The organism is Amycolatopsis sp. NPDC059021 (genome assembly GCF_042739895.1).
In the GTDB taxonomy this organism is placed as follows: domain Bacteria; phylum Actinomycetota; class Actinomycetes; order Mycobacteriales; family Pseudonocardiaceae; genus Amycolatopsis.
Genome location: NZ_JBHYIQ010000091.1, coordinates 1 through 16,700, shown reverse-complemented (window position 1 = coordinate 16,700; position 16,700 = coordinate 1). Strand labels below are relative to the sequence as shown.

Genomic DNA, 16,700 nt, shown 5'->3' with positions numbered 1-16,700 from the left:
TTACAAAAACCCCCCGCCCCCCACACCACCCCGCCCCCGTTTCTCACATCTCCCCCCCCCATCCCCCCACAACCACACCCCCCCGGCGCCCATTCAGAGACCTTTGGTCAGTGGCCCAGATAGGTACGCAGGTGGCGGGCGGTCAGGGTGTCGGCGTTCTTCACCAGCTCCGCCGGAGTACCGGTGAAGACGACGCGGCCGCCGTCGTGGCCGGCACCGGGGCCGAGGTCGACGATCCAGTCCGCGTGGGCCATCACGGCCTGGTGATGCTCGATGACGACCACCGTGTTCCCGCCGTCCACCAGTCGGTCGAGCAGGCCGAGCAACTGGTCGACGTCGGCGAGGTGCAGACCGGTGGTCGGCTCGTCGAGGATGTACGTCGAGCCCTTCTCCGCCATCCGGATCGCGAGCTTCAGCCGTTGCCGTTCGCCGCCGGACAACGTCGTGAGCGGCTGGCCGAGGCTCAGGTAGCCCAGCCCGACGTCGCCGAGCCGGTCGAGGACCGTCCTGGCGCCACCGGTGCCGAAGAACTCGCGGGCCTCCGCCACCGACATGGCGAGCACCTCGCTGATGTCCTTGCCGCGCAGCTTGTGTTCCAGCACCGCGGGCGTGAAGCGCTTTCCCGCGCATTCCTCGCAGGTGCTGGTGACGCCCGCCATCATCGCGAGGTCGGTGTACACCACGCCGAGGCCCTTGCACTTCGGGCACGCGCCTTCGGAATTCGCACTGAACAACGCCGCCTTGACGCCGTTGGCCTTGGCGAACGCGGTGCGGATGTGGTCGAGCAGCCCGGTGTAGGTCGCCGGATTGCTGCGCCGCGAACCGCGGATCGCCGACTGGTCGACCACCACGACGCCCTCGCGTTTCGCCAGCGACCCGTGGATCAGCGAACTCTTGCCCGAGCCCGCGACGCCGGTGACCACGGTCAGCACGCCGAGCGGGATGTCGACGCTGACGTCCTGGAGGTTGTGCAGCGTCGCGCCGGTGATGGAGATCCGGCCGGTCGGCTCGCGGAAGACGTCCCGCAGCTTCGCACGGTGGTCGAGGTGGCGCCCGGTGAGTGTGCCCGACGCGCGCAGCCCGGCGACGTCGCCGGTGTAGCACAGCTCGCCGCCCGCCGAGCCAGCCCCCGGCCCGAGGTCGACGACGTGGTCGGCGATCGCGATCGTCTCCGGTTTGTGCTCCACCACCAGGACGGTGTTTCCCTTGTCCCGCAAGCGGAGCAGCAGGTTGTTCATGCGCTCGATGTCGTGCGGGTGCAGCCCGACGGTCGGTTCGTCGAAGACGTAGGTGATGTCGGTGAGGCTGGATCCGAGATGGCGCACCATCTTCACGCGCTGCGCCTCGCCACCGGACAGCGTCCCGGATTCGCGGTCGAGGCTGAGGTAACCGAGTCCGATCCCGATCAGCGAATCGAGGGTCTCCAGCAGGCCCTCCAGCAGCGGCGCGGCCGACGGTTCGTCGAGACCGCGGAGGAATCCGGCCAGATCGCTGATCTGCATGGCCGCGCATTCGGCGATGTTCTTCCCGCCCACCTTCGACGCCAATGCCTTCTGGTTGAGCCGGGCGCCCTGGCAGGCCTTGCACGTCGTGACCGCCACCGCCCGCTCGAAGAACGACCGGAGACGCGGTTGCAGGGTGTCCTTGTCCTTGCTCAGGTAGAGGCGCTTGACCTTCACCGCGAGACCCTCGTAGGTGAGGTTCGCGGTGCCGACCTTGACCTTGGTGTTCTCCTTGTACAGCAAGGCGTCCCACTGGTCCGGGCTGAAGTCCTTGAGCTTGGCGTCCGGATCGAAGAACCCGGACTGGAGGTAGACCTGCACGTACCAGCTGTCCGGCGTGAAGCCGGGCACGGTGATCGCGCCCTCCCGCAACGAAAGCTCGACGTCCACCAGCTCGTCGACGTCCAAATCGGACACTCGCCCGATGCCCTCGCAGTCCGGGCACATACCCTCGGCGAGGTTGAAGCTGAACGCGCCCGAGGTGCCGGCGTACGGCGTGCCGAGCCTGCTGAACGCGATCCGGAGCAGCGTGTGCGCGTCGGTCGCGGTGCCGACCGTCGACCGCGCGTTGGCGCCCATCCGTTCCTGGTCGACCACGATCGCCGCGCTCAGATTGCGCAGCGCGTCGACCTCCGGGCGGCCGATGCGCGGCATGAACGACTGGAGGAACGCGGTGTAGGTCTCGTTGATCATGCGCTGTGATTCGGCGGCGATCGTGCCGAACACCAGCGACGACTTCCCGGAGCCCGACACCCCGGTGAACACGGTGAGCCTGCGCTTCGGGATGTCGAGCGAGATCCCGGTCAGGTTGTTTTCCCTCGCCCCTCGAACCTCGATGACGTCGTGACTGTCGGCAGCCTCGGGCCCCGGCATGAATCCCCCTGATAATTTATGCTGTAAGGAGTTGGCCGGGCCACGTTACTTTATGCTGTAAGGAGTTGCAAGGTGGTTGTCTTCGCGGCGCAGGGCGACGCCCGCCGCTCGATGGCCCTGCTCTGGCGCGATGGCGCGTCTTCGCAGGTCAAAAGTGGTCCGAAGCCCGCGCTCAGCGTGGACGAGATCGTCGACGCAGCCATCGCCATCGCGGACGCGGACGGGATGGCGGCGCTGTCGATGCGTGCGGTCGGCGACCGGCTCGGCCGGACGGCGATGGCGCTCTACACGTATGTGCCCGGCAAGGCCGAACTGCTCGACCTCATGGTCGACCGCGCGCTGGCCGAGCTGGCGGGCGAGTACGACCTCGATGCGGGCTGGCGTGCCGCCGCGACCGCGTTCGCCGAGGATCTGTGGGCGTTCTACCTGCGGCATCCGTGGCAGTTGCAGATCTCGTACGCCCGCCCGGTGCTCGGGCCGGGGGAGTTCGCGCTGCAGGAGACGGTGCTGCGCATCCTGTTCGCGACCGGCCTGCCCGCCCACCGGGTCCGGTGGGTGCTCGGTTCGGTATTCAGCCTCGTGCGCGGGTCGGCACAGATCGCGGCGGAGGCCCGGCTCGCCGCGCGGGAGATCGGCATCTCCGAAGAGGAGTGGTGGTACACGCGGTCCGGGATGCTCACCGAACTCGCGCCGGATCTGGCCGAGCGGTTCCCCATGGTGACGAAGCTGGGTGGCATGGAGCCCGACCCGGACGACTGCACGCCTTATCTGGAGCGGGAAGCACGGTTGACGTTCGAGTCCGGGCTCCAGATCCTGTTCGACGGCGTCGAGGCCGCGATCGCGTCGTGCGCTTATGGGCACTTTCTTCGCTTGCGTTGCGCGTACAGTCCCCTTCAGCGCGTCTTACGAGAGGAAAGTCCCCTTCAGCTCCTCCGGCGGCGTTGCGGAGGTGGTGGCACCGGCTTCGCCGCGACGACGGCGTCGAGCGGGACGACGACAGCGCCGCGTTTCGTCTCCACCGTGCACGTCGTGGCGTCGCGGGCCAGCAACGTGCCGAGCGCGTCGGTGAACCCGCCCTCGATCCGGTAGCGCACGACGACGCGGGTGCCCAGCGGCACGTCCGGCAGACCGCTCACCGGTTCAGATGCGCGGTCAGCTCGTCGTCCGACGGCTCGACCAGATGCGTGCCGTCCGGCCAGACGATCGTCGGGATCCGCCGCGCGCCGTCCTGCAGCTCACGTACGCGCGCTTCGGCGGCGGCGTCCGCTTCGACGTCGATGTAGTCGTACTCGACGCCGGTGCCGTCGAGCAGCGCGCGGCTGCGCTTGACGTCGGGGCACCAGCTCGCGCCGTAGACGGTGAGCTTCGTAGTCAAGAACGGACCTCCGAGCGTTCGGCGTGGATCTCTTCCGGTTCCTCCAGCTTGCCCGAACCCGGTTCGGGGTGGCCGAGGAAGGTCAGCCAGTCGCGGAACACGCGGTGCACCGCTTCGGCGCCCACCGGCTCGCCGGGCGCGGGGAACTCCTTCGGGAACGCGATGAACCCGTGCTGCTGCGGACCGCCGAGCCCGCCGTGCGAGCCGACGTGCGTCTCGAACGGCGAGGCCTGGTCGGAATCCGCGTCGTACCGGCTGTTGATCATGATGTCCGCGCAGTGCGGGAAGGTGTCGACGCGGCGGATCAGCTCCGCCGCGTGCGGGCCGTAAGGCAGCAACGGATCTTCGCCGATCACGACGCCGGTCGCGAGGCGGTGCAGCCCGTCGCGGCCGAGCACCACCGGGCCGAATTCCCGGCTGCGGACCAGGATGAAGCCGACGCCGGGGTGATCGACGAGCGTGGGCACCAGTTCGGGGAACTCGCGCTCGATGGTCTCGAAGTCCACGCGCCCTTCGTGCTCGGTGAACGACACCATCGCGAGGTGCCCGGACACCACCGCGACGACCCCGGGCGCGACGCGGGTGACCTCGCCGGGCGCGCCGCCGGCGGTACGCGGCCGGTCGTCCGCGCATTCGGCGTCCTCCACCCTGGCCCGCAGCCGCCGCGCGATCAGGCCGCCGCCCGCGGCCGCCTCGGCGAGCCCGGCGTTCATCTGCCAGCTCTCCGCCTGACGTCGTTTCCCGGGCGCGACCGGCGACGTCCCGCCGCAGAGCCTGCCGATGTATTCCTGGATGCTTTCGCCGAACCGTTGGGAGAAGGCGTTTCCCTGGGTCTGGCCGTGATCGGAGAGCACAACGAGGTGGTATCGCCGCGGCGCGATCCTGCTCGCGCGGTGCAGCCGGGCGATCTGCTGGTCGATCGAGCGCAGCACGGCGAGGGTGTCGAAGCGTTCGATGCCGGAGTGGTGTGCGACCTCGTCGTAGCCGAGGAAATCGGCGTAGACGACAGACCGGCCGTCGAGCATATCGCCGAGGATCGCGGACACCACGACGTCGCGGGAGATCACCGTCGTTCCCGGACGTGCCAACGGATACAGCCCGCCACGCGGGACTCGCGGCAGCACACCGGCGCGGCGCTGGCGTGTCGAGGCGATCAGCTCCCTGCCGACGTCGACCAGCGCGATGATGAACGTGCGTACCGCGTTCACCGGGTTCGCGAAGTAGGCGTAGTACCCGTCGCCGACGCGATGGTGCCTGCGGTGCCGCAGTTTCTTCGGCACGAGCACCGGCACGGAACTCATCGTGAGACTCACGTGCTCGGCGTCGCCGCTGAACAGGTTGCCGTGGCTCGCGCCGTCCACCGACAGCAGCCCGCCGCCGTCGGAATGCCGCCGCTCGATCTCGGCGGCGTCGCTCGGGTGCGCGCACGCCATGACGTGGTCGCGATCCTTTTCGTACCACCGGAAACCGAGGATGTCGTGGTTGGACCCGTGCAGGATCCCGCAGACGCTCGCGCCGGTCTGCGAACTCCAGTCGGTGTGCCAGCGGGTCAGCGAATGGCTGCCCTCGTTGAGCCACGCGGCCAGCGTCGGCATGTCGCCGTCGCGGATCGCGCGGCGCGCGATGTCGTACCCGAGGCCGTCGATCTGCAGGAACACCACACCCGGCGGCAGTTCCGCGTCGTGGCCACGGCTGTGTCGTTGCCGCCGCCGGGCAGCGCGGCGGAAGAAGACCTCGTCCTGGTCGATCGCCAGCAAACTGGACAGCGCCACGCTGACCACCGCCATCGCGACGACGACCAGCACCGCGGTGCCGAAGCCGTCGATCCGGACGCCGGGCACGGCCTCGAACACCGCGAGCGCGCCCGCCCCGAGCACCAGGAAGCTGCCGACGCCGAGGGTGAAGAACGCGATGGGCATCGCGATCCGCATGATCAGCGGCCAGACGACCGACGCCAGCACGCCGAGCAGGAACGCGCAGACCAGCCGCTGCCACCAGTGCGGCATCGCGAACCCGTCGAGCCAGACGTCGAGCAGGTGCAGCGCGCCGCTGACCACGATCCAGATCACCAGGACGCGGGCGACGGTCCGGCCGCCGCGTAGCAGACGGCCCTTCTCCTGCCCGGATTCCGCGGCTGCCACTGTCGCCTCCCGCTTCTTCTTGACCAGCCTGCCGATCACGTTCGTCAGCACGGTGACCAGCAGGACCAGGACCGTCGCCAGCAGGGTGGCGATCAACGGCGAGTCGAAGATGCCCCCGCTGAGGATGCCCAGCAGGCTGTACGCGACGGCCCACAGCACACAGGCGCCGAGCGCGGCGGGCGCCAGCCGCCGCCACGGGTAGTTCAGCGCGCCGGCGGCGAGCAGGACCGGGATCCGCCCGGCGGGCACCAGCCGTCCGATGATCACCAGCTGCCAGCCGCGCCGCGCGAACTGGTCGCGGGCCTTGGCCAGCCGGTCGGCCTGCTGGCGCCGCGCGATCCAGCGGACCGCGGCCTCGCTGCCGAACTTCGGCACGGCGAACGTCACCACGTCCCCGATGTACGCACCCAAAACGGCGAGGACGATCACGACCGGCAGGGACAGGTGGTCGGTGGTGGTCGCGACGGCCGCGGCCGCGCCGACGACGGCACCGGTCGGGACCACCGGGATGATCGAGCCGAGCAGGACGCCGCCGAAGAGCGCGGGGTACCCGATCGCCGACGGGTCGGACCAGTTCACGCCAGATCCGTGGTGGCGGGCAGGGCGACGTTCTCGCCGGGTTCGGTGAGCAGCACATCGCAAGGATGCCCGGCGGCGGCGACCGCGGCGGCGAACCGGCGCGGCGGGTCGATCAGCAGCCGGCGCATCCGGGCCGTGCGGCTCAGCCCGCGGACGGCCAGCGTGCCCCAGTGCACTGGGACCGCGATGCGCGCGCGGAGCAGCCCGGCCGCGACGGCGGCGCGTTCCGGGTCGAGGTGACCTGGGCCGAGGTTCGGCCCCCAGCCCCAGACCGGCAGCAGCGCGACGTCGACGGGACCGAGGCCGGCCATTTCGTCGAAGAGGTCGGTGTCCCCGGCGGAATACACCGTGGTCGCGCCGTCGGTGACCAGATGCCCGACCGCGGCACTCTGCGGGCCGTGGGTCAGCCGGGGGCCCCATCGGTGTCCCGAGTGGACCGCCCGGGTGGCCGTGATGCGGAGGTCACCGTCGGTGATCGTCTCGCCCTCGGCGATCTCCTCGACGTGGCGGAAGCCGCGCTTGGCCAGCCAGGATCCCGACCCGCGGGGGACGACGATCCGGGTGCTCGCGCCGATCAGCCGCAGCGAGGGCAGGTGCAGGTGATCGCCGTGCAGATGCGAGATCAGCACCAGGTCCGCGTCCGCCCAGTAACGCGGATCCGGCGCCGGCACCACCCTGGTCAGCGCGCCGATCCGCGAGGTCAGCACGGGATCGGTGAGCACGACGCGGCCGCCGAGTTCGAGCCGGACCGTCGAATGGCCGAGGAAACGCAGGTTGAAGCCGCTCACGTCGTCGAGTATCGCCGGTGAGCTCGGGGAATGCCCGGCGGAGTGTGGACTTCCACACTCCGCGCGCCCGCGTCAGCGCGCGGCGAGGTGCAGTGCGCTCGTCCCGATTCCCGTCGGGCCGCCGAGCAGGGCGGACGTGCCGACCGGGCGGCGTGCCTCGGCCTCGTCGTAGCGCGCCACCGTCATGTGCCAGTGGTGACATCCGGCCAGGTAGTGCTTGAGCCTGTCCACGTAGGCGTTGACGGCTCGGCGGGTCTCGGTGCCGAAGTCGTAGCTGTCCAGCAGCGCGGGCAGTTCGACCGACGCCGCGTGCTCGAACTCCCGCATCCGGGCGTCGATCAGGTCGGTGACCACGTCGAAGGCGCGGTCGCGTGGGGTCTCCAGGAAGTTCTCCACGGTCAGCACCGCGTTGTGCACTTCCCCCTCGAACTGGATCTCCTTCTGGTAGGAGATGACGTCGTTGAGCAGCCCGACGTAGTCCGCGCTCGAGTGCTCGATCGCTTGGAGCGGGCGGGTCCGGTGCAACTCCGGCGGGATCGGGTCCGCGGTGAGACGCGCCAGCAACATCGTCAGCTCCGCTCCGAACGTCCGGCGCCGCATCTCCACGTAGTCGACTGGATCGGGGATCCGGTGCTGGACCTGGTTCCCCAGTTCCCACAACCAGCTTTCGAGCATGTCCTCGACGGCGTGACGAAGCGCGCGCCGGGTACGGACCGAAAGTGGCTTCGCGGTGCGTTCCCAGAGGTCGGCCAGCCCGCGTTCCATCGGTGTGAGCGGTTCGGGCATGGGCTCGCACTCGGTCGGCATGAACCGCGTGAGCCGCTCGTGGCATGCCTTCGCGGCGGCGAGGTCACCCGTGCGGCCGAACATCCGGGGGTAGTAGTCGTCGGCGTAGGTGCCCCAGGTCATCCAGCCGGTGGTGACGTCGAGCTGTTCGGGCGTCGCGTCCGGGTGCACCCCGGCGGCGCACAGGGCGGCGTCGACCGCTTCGAGCTTCCGCCGGTCCCAGACCACGTCGTCGAGAAGACCCATGCGCTGGGCCCACTCGGCCACGTTCTTCCGCGCGACGTCGAGGTGCGGGTTCAACGTGAGCGGGAACGGCATCCGTACCGACGGGCGCGGGCGCGTGCCGACGGTCTGGTGCGGTACGTGCTGATAGCCGCGCAGGCGCTGCGGCGCCGTCTCGACGACCGACGAGAAGATCCGTGCGGCCGACGTGCCGAGCCCGGCTGGCCCGTTCAGCAGTTCGGGGCCGCCACGCGTCTTCAACGCCCCTTCGTTCATGTACCGGCTCGACCGCAGATGCCATTCGTGCCCGCCCGCCTGCCAGTCCTGCAGGCCCTTGACGTACGCGGCGGTCGCCGCCTGCGCCGCCGGGTCGATGCCGTGTTCCGCGAACAGCGCGGGCACCTCGGTGAGCGCGGTGTGCTCGAACTGGTGCAGCCGCGAGGTGATCAGGTCGTTGACCGCCTCGGCGGCCTCCTGCGTACCGAGTCCGAGGAACTTCTCCAGCACGAGGACGCCATTGGACAGCTCACCCTCGTCGGTGACCTCGCGCTGGTAGGAGAAGAGGTCGTTGCGCAGGTGGACGCTGTCGGCGAAGCAGTCGCGCAGGACGTGCATCGGCCTGCTCGCGGCGATCGCGCCGGGCACCTCGGCGTCCACCGAATGTTCGACCAGGTTCGCCGACCATGGCGCGCCGCCGACCTTACGGCGCATTTCGATGTACTCGATCGGGTTGGCGATCCGGCCCTCGGTGATGTTGGCCAGTTCCCACAGCGATTCTTCGAGCAGGTTCCTGGTGCTCTCGGCGAACCGGCGGCGCCAGCCCTCGGACCGGGCGGGCACGGTGCGGCTCCACAGATCGGCGAGCCCGCGTTCCACCGGATTCTCCGGTTTCGCGGTGATTTCCCCGGTGACCGGCATGAATTCGGCGAGCCGGTCGAGGTACGCGCGGGCACCGGCGATGTCGCCGGTCCGTTTGTACAGCTCGACGAAATGGTCGTCGAAATAGAAGACCCAGACGTACCAGTCGGTGATCAGGTCGAGTTCTTCGGCGCCCGCGTCCGGATGCGTGTACGAGCAGAGCAGCGCGTAGTCGTGCGAGTCGAGGTCGTGCTCGTCCCAGATCACCGTGCCGTGCTGCGGCACGTCGATCATGTCCATGCCGTACGCCCACGCCTTGCTGTGCTCGCGGGCCTCCTCCAGATGCGGGTTCAGCCTGGCGGGATAGGGCATGTAGAACTCGGGCAGTACGAACGGCTGCACGCGGGGTACCTGGCCTTCCGGCGTTCTGCGACACGACGATCCCGACCCGCTGAGGCAACCAAACGGCGCGCCGTCCCGCCAGGGTCCGCGACGGTGTTGCACACGATCGAGAGAGCCGGGTCCCTCGCCCGGACCAGCGCCGTTGACCAGTGCGTCAGCCTCGCGTGACCCACAAGTCGCACGAGGCGCTCACCCCTGCCGGGCGTCGGCCACGGGCCGTGTCAGGAGCCGTCCTTGGCGCCGTTCGGGGCAGAATCGGTGCGCCGAATGCCGCGTTTTGACCGCTTTTGTCCGGATAGCTTGGTTATTAACCAACGATCGTCGGTAGTGCGTTGGTTGCCGAGAAACAAAGGTGGGCGTGTCCCCATGGTGCGCGGCCCCGGCCGCGCAGGCTTCGACCCGGCACAACTGGAGGAAAGTTTTTCATGGCTCTCCGGAAGAATCTCGCCGTGTTCACCGTCCTATCCGCCGCGGCGCTCACCACCGGTGTGTGCTCCTCCGCGGCGACCGCGAGCCCGCTCGCCTTCGCCCAGATCCAGGAGGCCGCGATCACCCAGGCCTCGCAGGTCGCGGACAGCCTCGGCGCCGCGTCCGGCGGGATGTACCTCGACAACGGCAAGGCCGTCGTCAACGTCCTCGACGACGCCGCGGCCCAGAAGGTCCAGGCCGCGGGCCTGACGGCCAAGAAGGTCGCGCACAGCTTCGCCGCGCTGACCGGTGTCAAGGAATCGCTGGACACCGTTCGCCACGTCCCGCAGACCACGTGGGGCATCGACACCAAGACGAACCAGGTCGTCGTGACGATCTACTCCGCGGCCACGAAGTCCACTTCGGACACTGTGACCGCGGCGGCGGCCAAGCACGGCGACGCCGTCCGTGTCGAGCACAAGACCGGCAAGCTCGAACTGCACATCAAGGACGGCGACGCCATCAAGAACGAGCAGGGCCGCTGCTCGCTCGGCTTCAACGTCAAGAAGGGCAGCACTCCGTACCTGCTCACCGCCGGGCACTGCACCAACCTCGGCGGCACCTGGGCGGGCGGCGACGTCAGCGGCGCCAAGGTCGTCAAGAGCGACTGCCCCGGCGCCGACTCCGGCTACCTGACCCGGCCGAACGGCACCGGCCCCGGTGAGGTCAACACCGGCCAGAAGATCACCAGCGCCGCGGCGCCGACCGTCGGCGAGAAAATCTCGAAGCAGGGCTCCACGACCGGTGGCGGCACCGGCGAGGTCACCTCGGTCGACCAGTCGGTGAACTTCGACGTCGGCGTGCTCAACCACGAGTTCGGCACCACCGCGCACACCGACCACGGTGACTCGGGTGGCCCGGCCTACGACGGCGAGAAGGGCCTCGGGACGCTGTCCGGCGGCGACACCCAGACCAGCTACTTCTACCCGCTCACCCTGGAGCTGCAGGCCTACGGCTTGACCCTGGCCTGATCCCCGCGGTTCGCTCGTCCGTGAAGGCCTCCTTACCAGCGCTCAACGCCGGTAAGGAGGCCTTCACGGCTTGTGTCCTGTTTGGACGTCCCCGGGCAGGCGCCGGATGATCAGCGCCGCACCGATGTGCTGCAACTGGGCCGGGTCGGCCGGGTCGAGCCCGGTCAGCGTGACCGCGCGGCGGACGCGGTAGTCGACGGTGTTCGGGTGGACGTGCAACTGCGCCGCGGTCCGCCGCCGGTTGAGCCCGAGCCGGACGTAGGTTTCCAGTGTCGCCAGCAGATCCCGGTGCGTCTCCAGCGGTTCGAGCAGCCCGCCGAGTTCGGCCCGTGCCGGGCTCGGGCGGGTCAGCTGGTACTCCAGCATGAGATCGGCCAGCCGGTAGAAGCCGTGGCCGCGGCCGAACGCCTCGGCCAGCTCGACGATGTCCCGCGCCTGGTCCGCCGCGCCGGGCACCTCGGCGGGACCGGCGAGCACGCCGCCCGCCGTGACGTCGACTTCGACCGCCTGGCCGAGCCGGGTGACCAGCATTTCGTCGGCGGACCAGTTGTGCTCGGCGGTGTTGTCCGGGATCAGCACGGTTCCGCCGGACGCGTCGAGCAGCGACAGCACCGGATCCCCCGCGGTGCGGGCGAGTTCCGTGGTGGCCCGGTGGAGCTTGTGCTGGGTGGCCATCGCTCCGTCGGCACCGGGCCGTTCTTCGGCCGGGTGCCGGCCGAAACGCAGGTAGAGCACCAGGAACCGGCTCGGCAGCGGGATTTCGGCCCGCCGCGCCGCGCCGTCCGGGGAATCACCGCGCAGCAGCGCCGAAAGCAGCGCGTGCCTGCGGCGCTGTTCGTCGATGTCCCGCTGGTGCCGTTCCTCCAGGTAGGTGGCCGTGACGGCGGTGCTCGCGCAGGCCAGGCAGCCGAGCATGAGTTCGGTACAGGCCACGACATCGGCCAGATCCTCGGCGGTCGCCTCGGCGACCAGTTCGCGCCAGGCCACCATCGTGCTGGTGTGACAGGTGGACAGCACGGCGTCCAGCGGAATTCCTTCGTTCGCCCGGCGGGCGGCGGAGGACGCGAGCGGCCCGGTCAGCGCCGCCGGGCCGGGGGTGGTGCGAGCACGGAGCGATTCGGCGATCAGACGGAGGTTTTCTTCGACGGATTCGGCGATGGTCTCCCGTTCCCGCACCGGAAAGCCGTCCGGGGAGCCGATCTCGTCGCCGATCCGGTCGGCCAGCCGGTGCGCCAGTCTTCGGCGTTCGGCGTGGAGCCACTGATGGAGCACCTTGCCGCCGATGACGAGCGGCTCGTGGTGGTCGGTCACCAGACCCGTCTACCACCGTCGGCGCCGGGGTGCTTGCTCCGTACGGGTGCGATTTGCCGGTAAAGGGTTTTCCCGTTGCCGGGCAAGGGCGTTGCTTCGCCCGGTCCACAGTGCACACCGAGCGGCCCTGCCACGGCACGAAGCGGCCGGTATGGTCGTGATCATGCTGGCCGGATTTGTCGAGCACCTGGGCGGGCCGGACGAGATCCGGTTCGGCGAGCTCCCCGAACCGCGGCCGGGTCCATCGGACGTTCTCGTCGAGGTGCTGACGACCACGGTCAACCACGTCGACACGTTCATCCGGTCCGGGCTCGTTCCCGTTCCCGTCACGTTCCCGTTCGTGCTGGGCCGCGATCTCGTCGGCCGGGTGCTCGAGGCCGGTCCCGGCGCGCCGGGCTTCGCGGACGGCGATCCGGTGTGGTGCAACAGCCTCGGCCACGGCGGCCGCCAGGGCGCCGCCGCCGAGCGGGTGGTCGTCCCCGCCGACCGGCTGTACCCGCTGCCCCCGGACACCGATCCGGTCGACGCCGTCGCCGTCGTCCATCCCGCCGCCACCGCCTATCTGGCGCTGGTCACCCACGGCCGGGTGCGGGCGGGCGAGACCGTGGTGGTCGCGGGCGCGGCGGGCAACGTCGGCAGCGCGCTGGTCGAACTCGCCGTCGAAGCGGGCGCGAAGGTGATCGCGACGGCGTCGGGCGCGGATCTCGAGTACTGCCTCGGCCTCGGCGCGGTCGAGGCCTACGACTACCACGATCCCCGGCTGCCCGGATGCCTGCGCGGGGTCGCGGATCTCTATGTCGACACCTCCGGGACCAACGATTTCGACGCCGCGGTCGAGATGCTGGCCTTCCGTGGCCGGATCGTGCTGCTCGCCGGGGCGCAGAGCAGGCCGGTGCTGCCCGCGGGCGAGCTGTACACCCACGATCGCTCGGTCATCGGCTTCGCCATTTCCAACGCCACCGCCGCGGAGCTGGCCGAAGCCGCCGTCGCGCTCAACCGGCATTTCGCGCGCGGCGGGCTGCGGCCGCGGATCGTCGAACTCGGCTCACTCGGCGAACTGGCCGCGGCGCATCGCCGGTTGGAACGCGGGGAACTGCACGGCCGCCGGATCGTGCTGCTCACCGAGGCCGCCAGGAAAACCTGAGCGGCCTGTGTCGATCGCCGGGCCGCCCGTTCGACGCGTCTGGTGAAAGGCCCGCGAGGGGCGGGCCGCGAACTGGAGGTGGCGCATGCTGCTCGACGGCAAGAACGCGGTGATCTACGGCGCGGGCGGGGCGATCGGGGGCGCGGTGGCACGCGCGTTCGCGCGCGAGGGAGCGACGGTGTTCCTCACCGGCCGGACGGCGGCGAAACTCGACAAGGTCGCCGAGGACATCCGCGCCGCGGGCGGCAAGGCCGAGACCGCCGTGGTCGACGCGCTGGACGAGCACGCCGTCGACACGCACGCCGACGCGGTGGTGGCGAAGGCGGGAAGCCTCGACATCTCCTTCAACCTCATCACCCACGGCGACGTCCAGGGCACGCCGATGGCCGAGATGTCCGTGTCCGACTACCTCCAGCCGGTCGAAACCGGCGTACGCACGACGTTCCTCACCGCGCGGGCGGCCGCACGGCACATGAAACGGCAGCGGTCCGGCGTGATCCTGGTGTTCGGCGGGGACGGCGACCCGGTGCGCGAGTTCCACGTCGGCGGCCTCCAGGTCGGATTCGCCGCGCTCGAAGCGATGCGGCGGCAGATCTCCGCCGAACTCGGGCCGTACGGGGTGCGCGCGGTGACTCTGCGGACCGGCGGCATCCCGGAGGTCGTCCCGCCGGACATGCCGGGTGGAAGGGAAATCGTCGAGAGCCTGGAGAAGGCGACCATGCTCGGCCGCGCGGCGACGCTGGCGGACGTCGGGAACGTCGCGGCGTTCGTCGCCTCCGACAAGGCGCGCAGCATGACCGCGGCCACCGCCAACATCAGCTGCGGGGCGCTGGTGGACTGACCCGCCGCGCCGCGACCACCCGCCGCCAGTGCCCGGCCGCCTCGGTCATCTCGTGCCCGAGGTGCTCGAAGACCTCGCCCATCTCGTCGAGCCGGGCGCCGGCGGGGGTGGCGGTGCCGAGCAGCCCGGCGCCGCGCCGGGCGGCGTGCGCCCACCGCTCGACCGAGCGGAAACTCGCCGCCCACGCGCGGTACCAGGCGTCCCCGTCGACCACGTACCGCTCGCGCCGCCGGGAATCCCGCACCCGCGTCAGCAACGCCAGCTTTTCCAGGTAGGCAACGGCTTTCGAGATCGACGCGGGGCTGACGCCGAGCCGGTGCGCGAGCTCGGCGGCGGTCCGGCTGCCGGTGTCGCTCAGGTACAGCGACACGAACACCCGCGACATCATCCGCGGGAACCCCGACTGCGTCATCATCGCCGCGAACTGCTGCTCGAACTCGTCGATCGCCGCGACGTCCCGGCCCTCGAGGGCTTCGGCGGACGCCGGGGCGGAGGCGGACAACCCGCCGCGACGCGCACGCCGTCCGGTCGCCAGCTGGGCGTAGTCCGCCCGGTATCCCCGGGCGCCGCCGTTGCGGGCCACCTCGCGGCTGACGGTCGACGTCGGCCTGCCGAGCCGCCGGGCGATTTCGGCGTACCCCAGTCCTTCGGTGAGCCCAGCCGCGATCCGTTGCCGGTCCTCGGCGGTCAGGCGGCCTCCCGGCATGTTCGCCTCCTCGTGCGTTCACCGGCAGTCATTGCAATTCCGGCGCGACTCGTTGCATTCGACGTCAGGATCATTGCAATGATTCGCGCAAAAATCCAGAAATACACCCGAAAACCGTAGCCGCCAAATTGAAGTTTCAGGAAACGCAATCTAGCGTTCGAGGTACCGGAATCCTGACGAGTGCCGAGGAACCCACCATGATCGAGTCCGCCGCCGAACCCCTGCCCATGACCCGCGTGCCCGGCTGTCCGTTCGACCCGCCCGCGGAACTGGCGAAGCTGCGTCAAACCCAGCCGCTGAGCCGGATGGCCTATCCCGACGGGCATGTCGGCTGGCTGGCGACCACGCACGAGCTGGTCCGCGCGGTACTGGCCGATTCCCGGTTCAGCGCCAGGGCCGAACTCCTGCACCCGCCGATCCCCGGCGCCGGCGGTGGCACGGGGCAGCCCGCCCCGCCCGGCATCTTCACGCAGACCGACGCGCCCGAGCACACCCGCTACCGCCGCCTGCTCACCGGCCAGTTCACCGTGCGCCGCATGCGCCTGCTGACCGAGCGCGTCGAGGAGATCACCGCCGCCTGCCTGGACGAGATGGAGCGCGCCGGTGACACCGCCGACCTCATGCGAGCCTTCGCGTTGCCGATTCCCGGCCACGTGATCTGCGAGCTGCTCGGCGTCCCCGAATCCGGCCGGGAGCGGTTCCAGGACGAGGCACAGGTGCTCATGCGGGTCGACGCGCCGCCGGAGGAGCGGTTCGCCGTCTACACCGCCATGCAGGACTACCTGCGGGAACTGGTGCGGGGCAAACGCGCCGAGCCCGCCGACGACCTGCTCGGCGGCCTCGCCGAGAGCGACCTCACCGACGAGGAACTCACCAACATCGCCTTCGTCCTGCTGGGCGCGGGCTTCGACACCACCGCCAACATGATCGCGCTCGGCGCCTTCGCCCTGCTCGAAAACCCCGCGCTGATCCCGGCGGTGGCCGGCGACGCCGGCGCGATGACCGAGGAACTGCTGCGCTACCTCAGCGTCATCCCGTGCACTGTCCGGGTCGCGCTGGAGGACGTCGAGCTGGCCGGACAGCTCGTCAAGGCGGGCGAGGCCGTCACGGTGTCGGTGCCGGCGGCCAACCACGATCCGGCACGGTTCCCCGATCCGGACGTACTCGACCCGCACCGGGCCACGGCCGGGCACGTCGCGTTCGGGCACGGGGTCCACCAGTGCCTCGGCCAGCAGCTGGCGCGGGTCGAAATGCAGGTCGCGCTGCCCGCGTTGTTCGCCCGGTTCCCCGGGCTGCGGCTGGCCGTTCCGGCCGAAGACGTGCCGCTGCGGACAAACATGCTGATCTACGGGGTCCACGAGCTGCCGGTGACGTGGGCAGGGTAACCGAGCGTTCCCGCCGATCCGGCCTCCGCGTTAGGGTCGCGCCAGTACAGTGATCGAGCAGCGGCGATCGGGCAGCGGCAGCGTGGAGGCGGGGGAGTAAGTGGGCATTCTGGACAAGATCCGCGGCGAGTTCATCGACATCATCGAATGGCTCGACGACAGCCGCGACACGATCGTCTGGCGGTTTCCCCGGTACGAGAACGAAATCAAGATGGGCGCCAAGCTCACCGTGCGCGAGTCGCAGGCGGCCGTCTTCGTCAACGAGGGCCAGGTCGCCGACGCCTATCCGCCGGGCATGTACACGCTGCAGACGCAGAACATGCCGATCCTGTCCACGCTCAAGGGCTG

At 70.1% G+C, this 16,700-nt stretch carries 13 protein-coding genes and 2 pseudogenes; 6 read left to right on the top strand and 9 right to left on the bottom strand.

The window, feature by feature from the left end; genetic code table 11:
* Nucleotides 1-107 precede the first annotated feature (107 nt).
* Nucleotides 108-2,375: an ATP-binding cassette domain-containing protein gene (locus tag ACFWX1_RS37185; protein ID WP_378394507.1), complete on the bottom strand. Its 2,268-nt coding sequence runs from the start codon at nt 2,373-2,375 to the stop codon at nt 108-110.
* A gap of 72 nt (nt 2,376-2,447) precedes the next feature.
* Here ACFWX1_RS37185 and ACFWX1_RS37180 point away from each other — a divergent pair.
* Nucleotides 2,448-3,218 (top strand): annotated as a pseudogene (locus tag ACFWX1_RS37180) (TetR/AcrR family transcriptional regulator); the annotation flags it as partial.
* Nucleotides 3,219-3,298: 80 nt separating this feature from the next.
* Here ACFWX1_RS37180 and ACFWX1_RS37175 read toward each other — a convergent pair.
* The 6 genes and pseudogenes from ACFWX1_RS37175 to ACFWX1_RS37150 all read right to left on the bottom strand — a co-directional run bounded on the left by ACFWX1_RS37175 (nt 3,299) and on the right by ACFWX1_RS37150 (nt 9,526).
* Nucleotides 3,299-3,511 (bottom strand): ferrous iron transport protein A, encoded by a 213-nt coding sequence (locus tag ACFWX1_RS37175; protein ID WP_378394506.1) that lies wholly within the window; start codon nt 3,509-3,511, stop codon nt 3,299-3,301.
* On the bottom strand, nt 3,508-3,750 hold the full coding sequence (locus ACFWX1_RS37170) for a glutaredoxin family protein (protein ID WP_378394505.1): 243 nt from the start codon (nt 3,748-3,750) through the stop codon (nt 3,508-3,510). Before ACFWX1_RS37170 ends, ACFWX1_RS37175 begins: the two co-directional genes overlap by 4 nt.
* Nucleotides 3,747-5,891 (bottom strand): phage holin family protein, encoded by a 2,145-nt coding sequence (locus ACFWX1_RS37165; protein WP_378394536.1) that lies wholly within the window; start codon nt 5,889-5,891, stop codon nt 3,747-3,749. Before ACFWX1_RS37165 ends, ACFWX1_RS37170 begins: the two co-directional genes overlap by 4 nt.
* 135 nt (nt 5,892-6,026) lie before the next feature.
* Nucleotides 6,027-6,395, bottom strand: a pseudogene (locus ACFWX1_RS37160) (DedA family protein); the annotation flags it as partial.
* 71 nt (nt 6,396-6,466) lie between these two features.
* Nucleotides 6,467-7,258 (bottom strand): MBL fold metallo-hydrolase, encoded by a 792-nt coding sequence (locus ACFWX1_RS37155; protein WP_378394504.1) that lies wholly within the window; start codon nt 7,256-7,258, stop codon nt 6,467-6,469.
* Between the two features lie 72 nt (nt 7,259-7,330).
* On the bottom strand, nt 7,331-9,526 hold the full coding sequence (locus tag ACFWX1_RS37150) for a germacradienol/geosmin synthase (protein WP_378394503.1): 2,196 nt from the start codon (nt 9,524-9,526) through the stop codon (nt 7,331-7,333).
* A 425-nt stretch (nt 9,527-9,951) separates the two neighbouring features.
* On the opposite strand from ACFWX1_RS37150, the gene ACFWX1_RS37145 reads away from it, so the two are divergent.
* Nucleotides 9,952-10,965 carry a S1 family peptidase gene (locus tag ACFWX1_RS37145; protein ID WP_378394502.1) on the top strand — a complete coding sequence of 338 codons (1,014 nt, stop codon included), beginning with the start codon at nt 9,952-9,954 and terminating at the stop codon, nt 10,963-10,965.
* Nucleotides 10,966-11,028: 63 nt separating this feature from the next.
* Here the strand turns inward: ACFWX1_RS37145 and ACFWX1_RS37140 are convergent, their stop codons facing one another.
* Nucleotides 11,029-12,276, bottom strand: a complete 1,248-nt coding sequence (locus ACFWX1_RS37140) for a PucR family transcriptional regulator (RefSeq protein ID WP_378394501.1) — start codon at nt 12,274-12,276, stop codon at nt 11,029-11,031.
* Nucleotides 12,277-12,439: 163 nt separating this feature from the next.
* Here ACFWX1_RS37140 and ACFWX1_RS37135 point away from each other — a divergent pair, with 163 nt between their 5' ends.
* Entirely contained in the window at nt 12,440-13,420 is a 981-nt protein-coding gene (locus ACFWX1_RS37135) for an NADPH:quinone reductase (protein WP_378394500.1), read from the top strand.
* An 85-nt stretch (nt 13,421-13,505) separates the two neighbouring features.
* The gene (locus ACFWX1_RS37130; RefSeq protein ID WP_378394499.1) at nt 13,506-14,261 is read left to right on the top strand and encodes an SDR family NAD(P)-dependent oxidoreductase; all 756 of its coding nucleotides are present in this window, start codon (nt 13,506-13,508) and stop codon (nt 14,259-14,261) included.
* Here the strand turns inward: ACFWX1_RS37130 and ACFWX1_RS37125 are convergent.
* A complete protein-coding gene (locus ACFWX1_RS37125) occupies nt 14,236-14,967 on the bottom strand; it encodes a helix-turn-helix domain-containing protein (protein WP_378394498.1) in 732 nt (243 codons plus the stop codon). The two genes, ACFWX1_RS37130 and ACFWX1_RS37125, sit on opposite strands and share 26 nt — an antisense overlap.
* Before the next feature lie 197 nt (nt 14,968-15,164).
* On the opposite strand from ACFWX1_RS37125, the gene ACFWX1_RS37120 reads away from it, so the two are divergent.
* Entirely contained in the window at nt 15,165-16,352 is a 1,188-nt protein-coding gene (locus ACFWX1_RS37120) for a cytochrome P450 (protein ID WP_378394497.1), read from the top strand.
* Nucleotides 16,353-16,452: 100 nt separating this feature from the next.
* On the top strand, nt 16,453-16,700 hold a 248-nt coding region (locus ACFWX1_RS37115; protein WP_378394496.1), incomplete at its 3' end, for an SPFH domain-containing protein.

Coding starts and splice junctions, on each gene's coding strand:
- ACFWX1_RS37125 (WP_378394498.1), bottom strand. CDS start 14,967: ATGCCGGGAGGCCGCCTGACCGCCGAGGACCGGCAACGGATCGCGGCT.
- ACFWX1_RS37145 (WP_378394502.1), top strand. CDS start 9,952: ATGGCTCTCCGGAAGAATCTCGCCGTGTTCACCGTCCTATCCGCCGCG.
- ACFWX1_RS37120 (WP_378394497.1), top strand. CDS start 15,165: ATGATCGAGTCCGCCGCCGAACCCCTGCCCATGACCCGCGTGCCCGGC.
- ACFWX1_RS37185 (WP_378394507.1), bottom strand. CDS start 2,375: ATGCCGGGGCCCGAGGCTGCCGACAGTCACGACGTCATCGAGGTTCGA.
- ACFWX1_RS37135 (WP_378394500.1), top strand. CDS start 12,440: ATGCTGGCCGGATTTGTCGAGCACCTGGGCGGGCCGGACGAGATCCGG.
- ACFWX1_RS37130 (WP_378394499.1), top strand. CDS start 13,506: ATGCTGCTCGACGGCAAGAACGCGGTGATCTACGGCGCGGGCGGGGCG.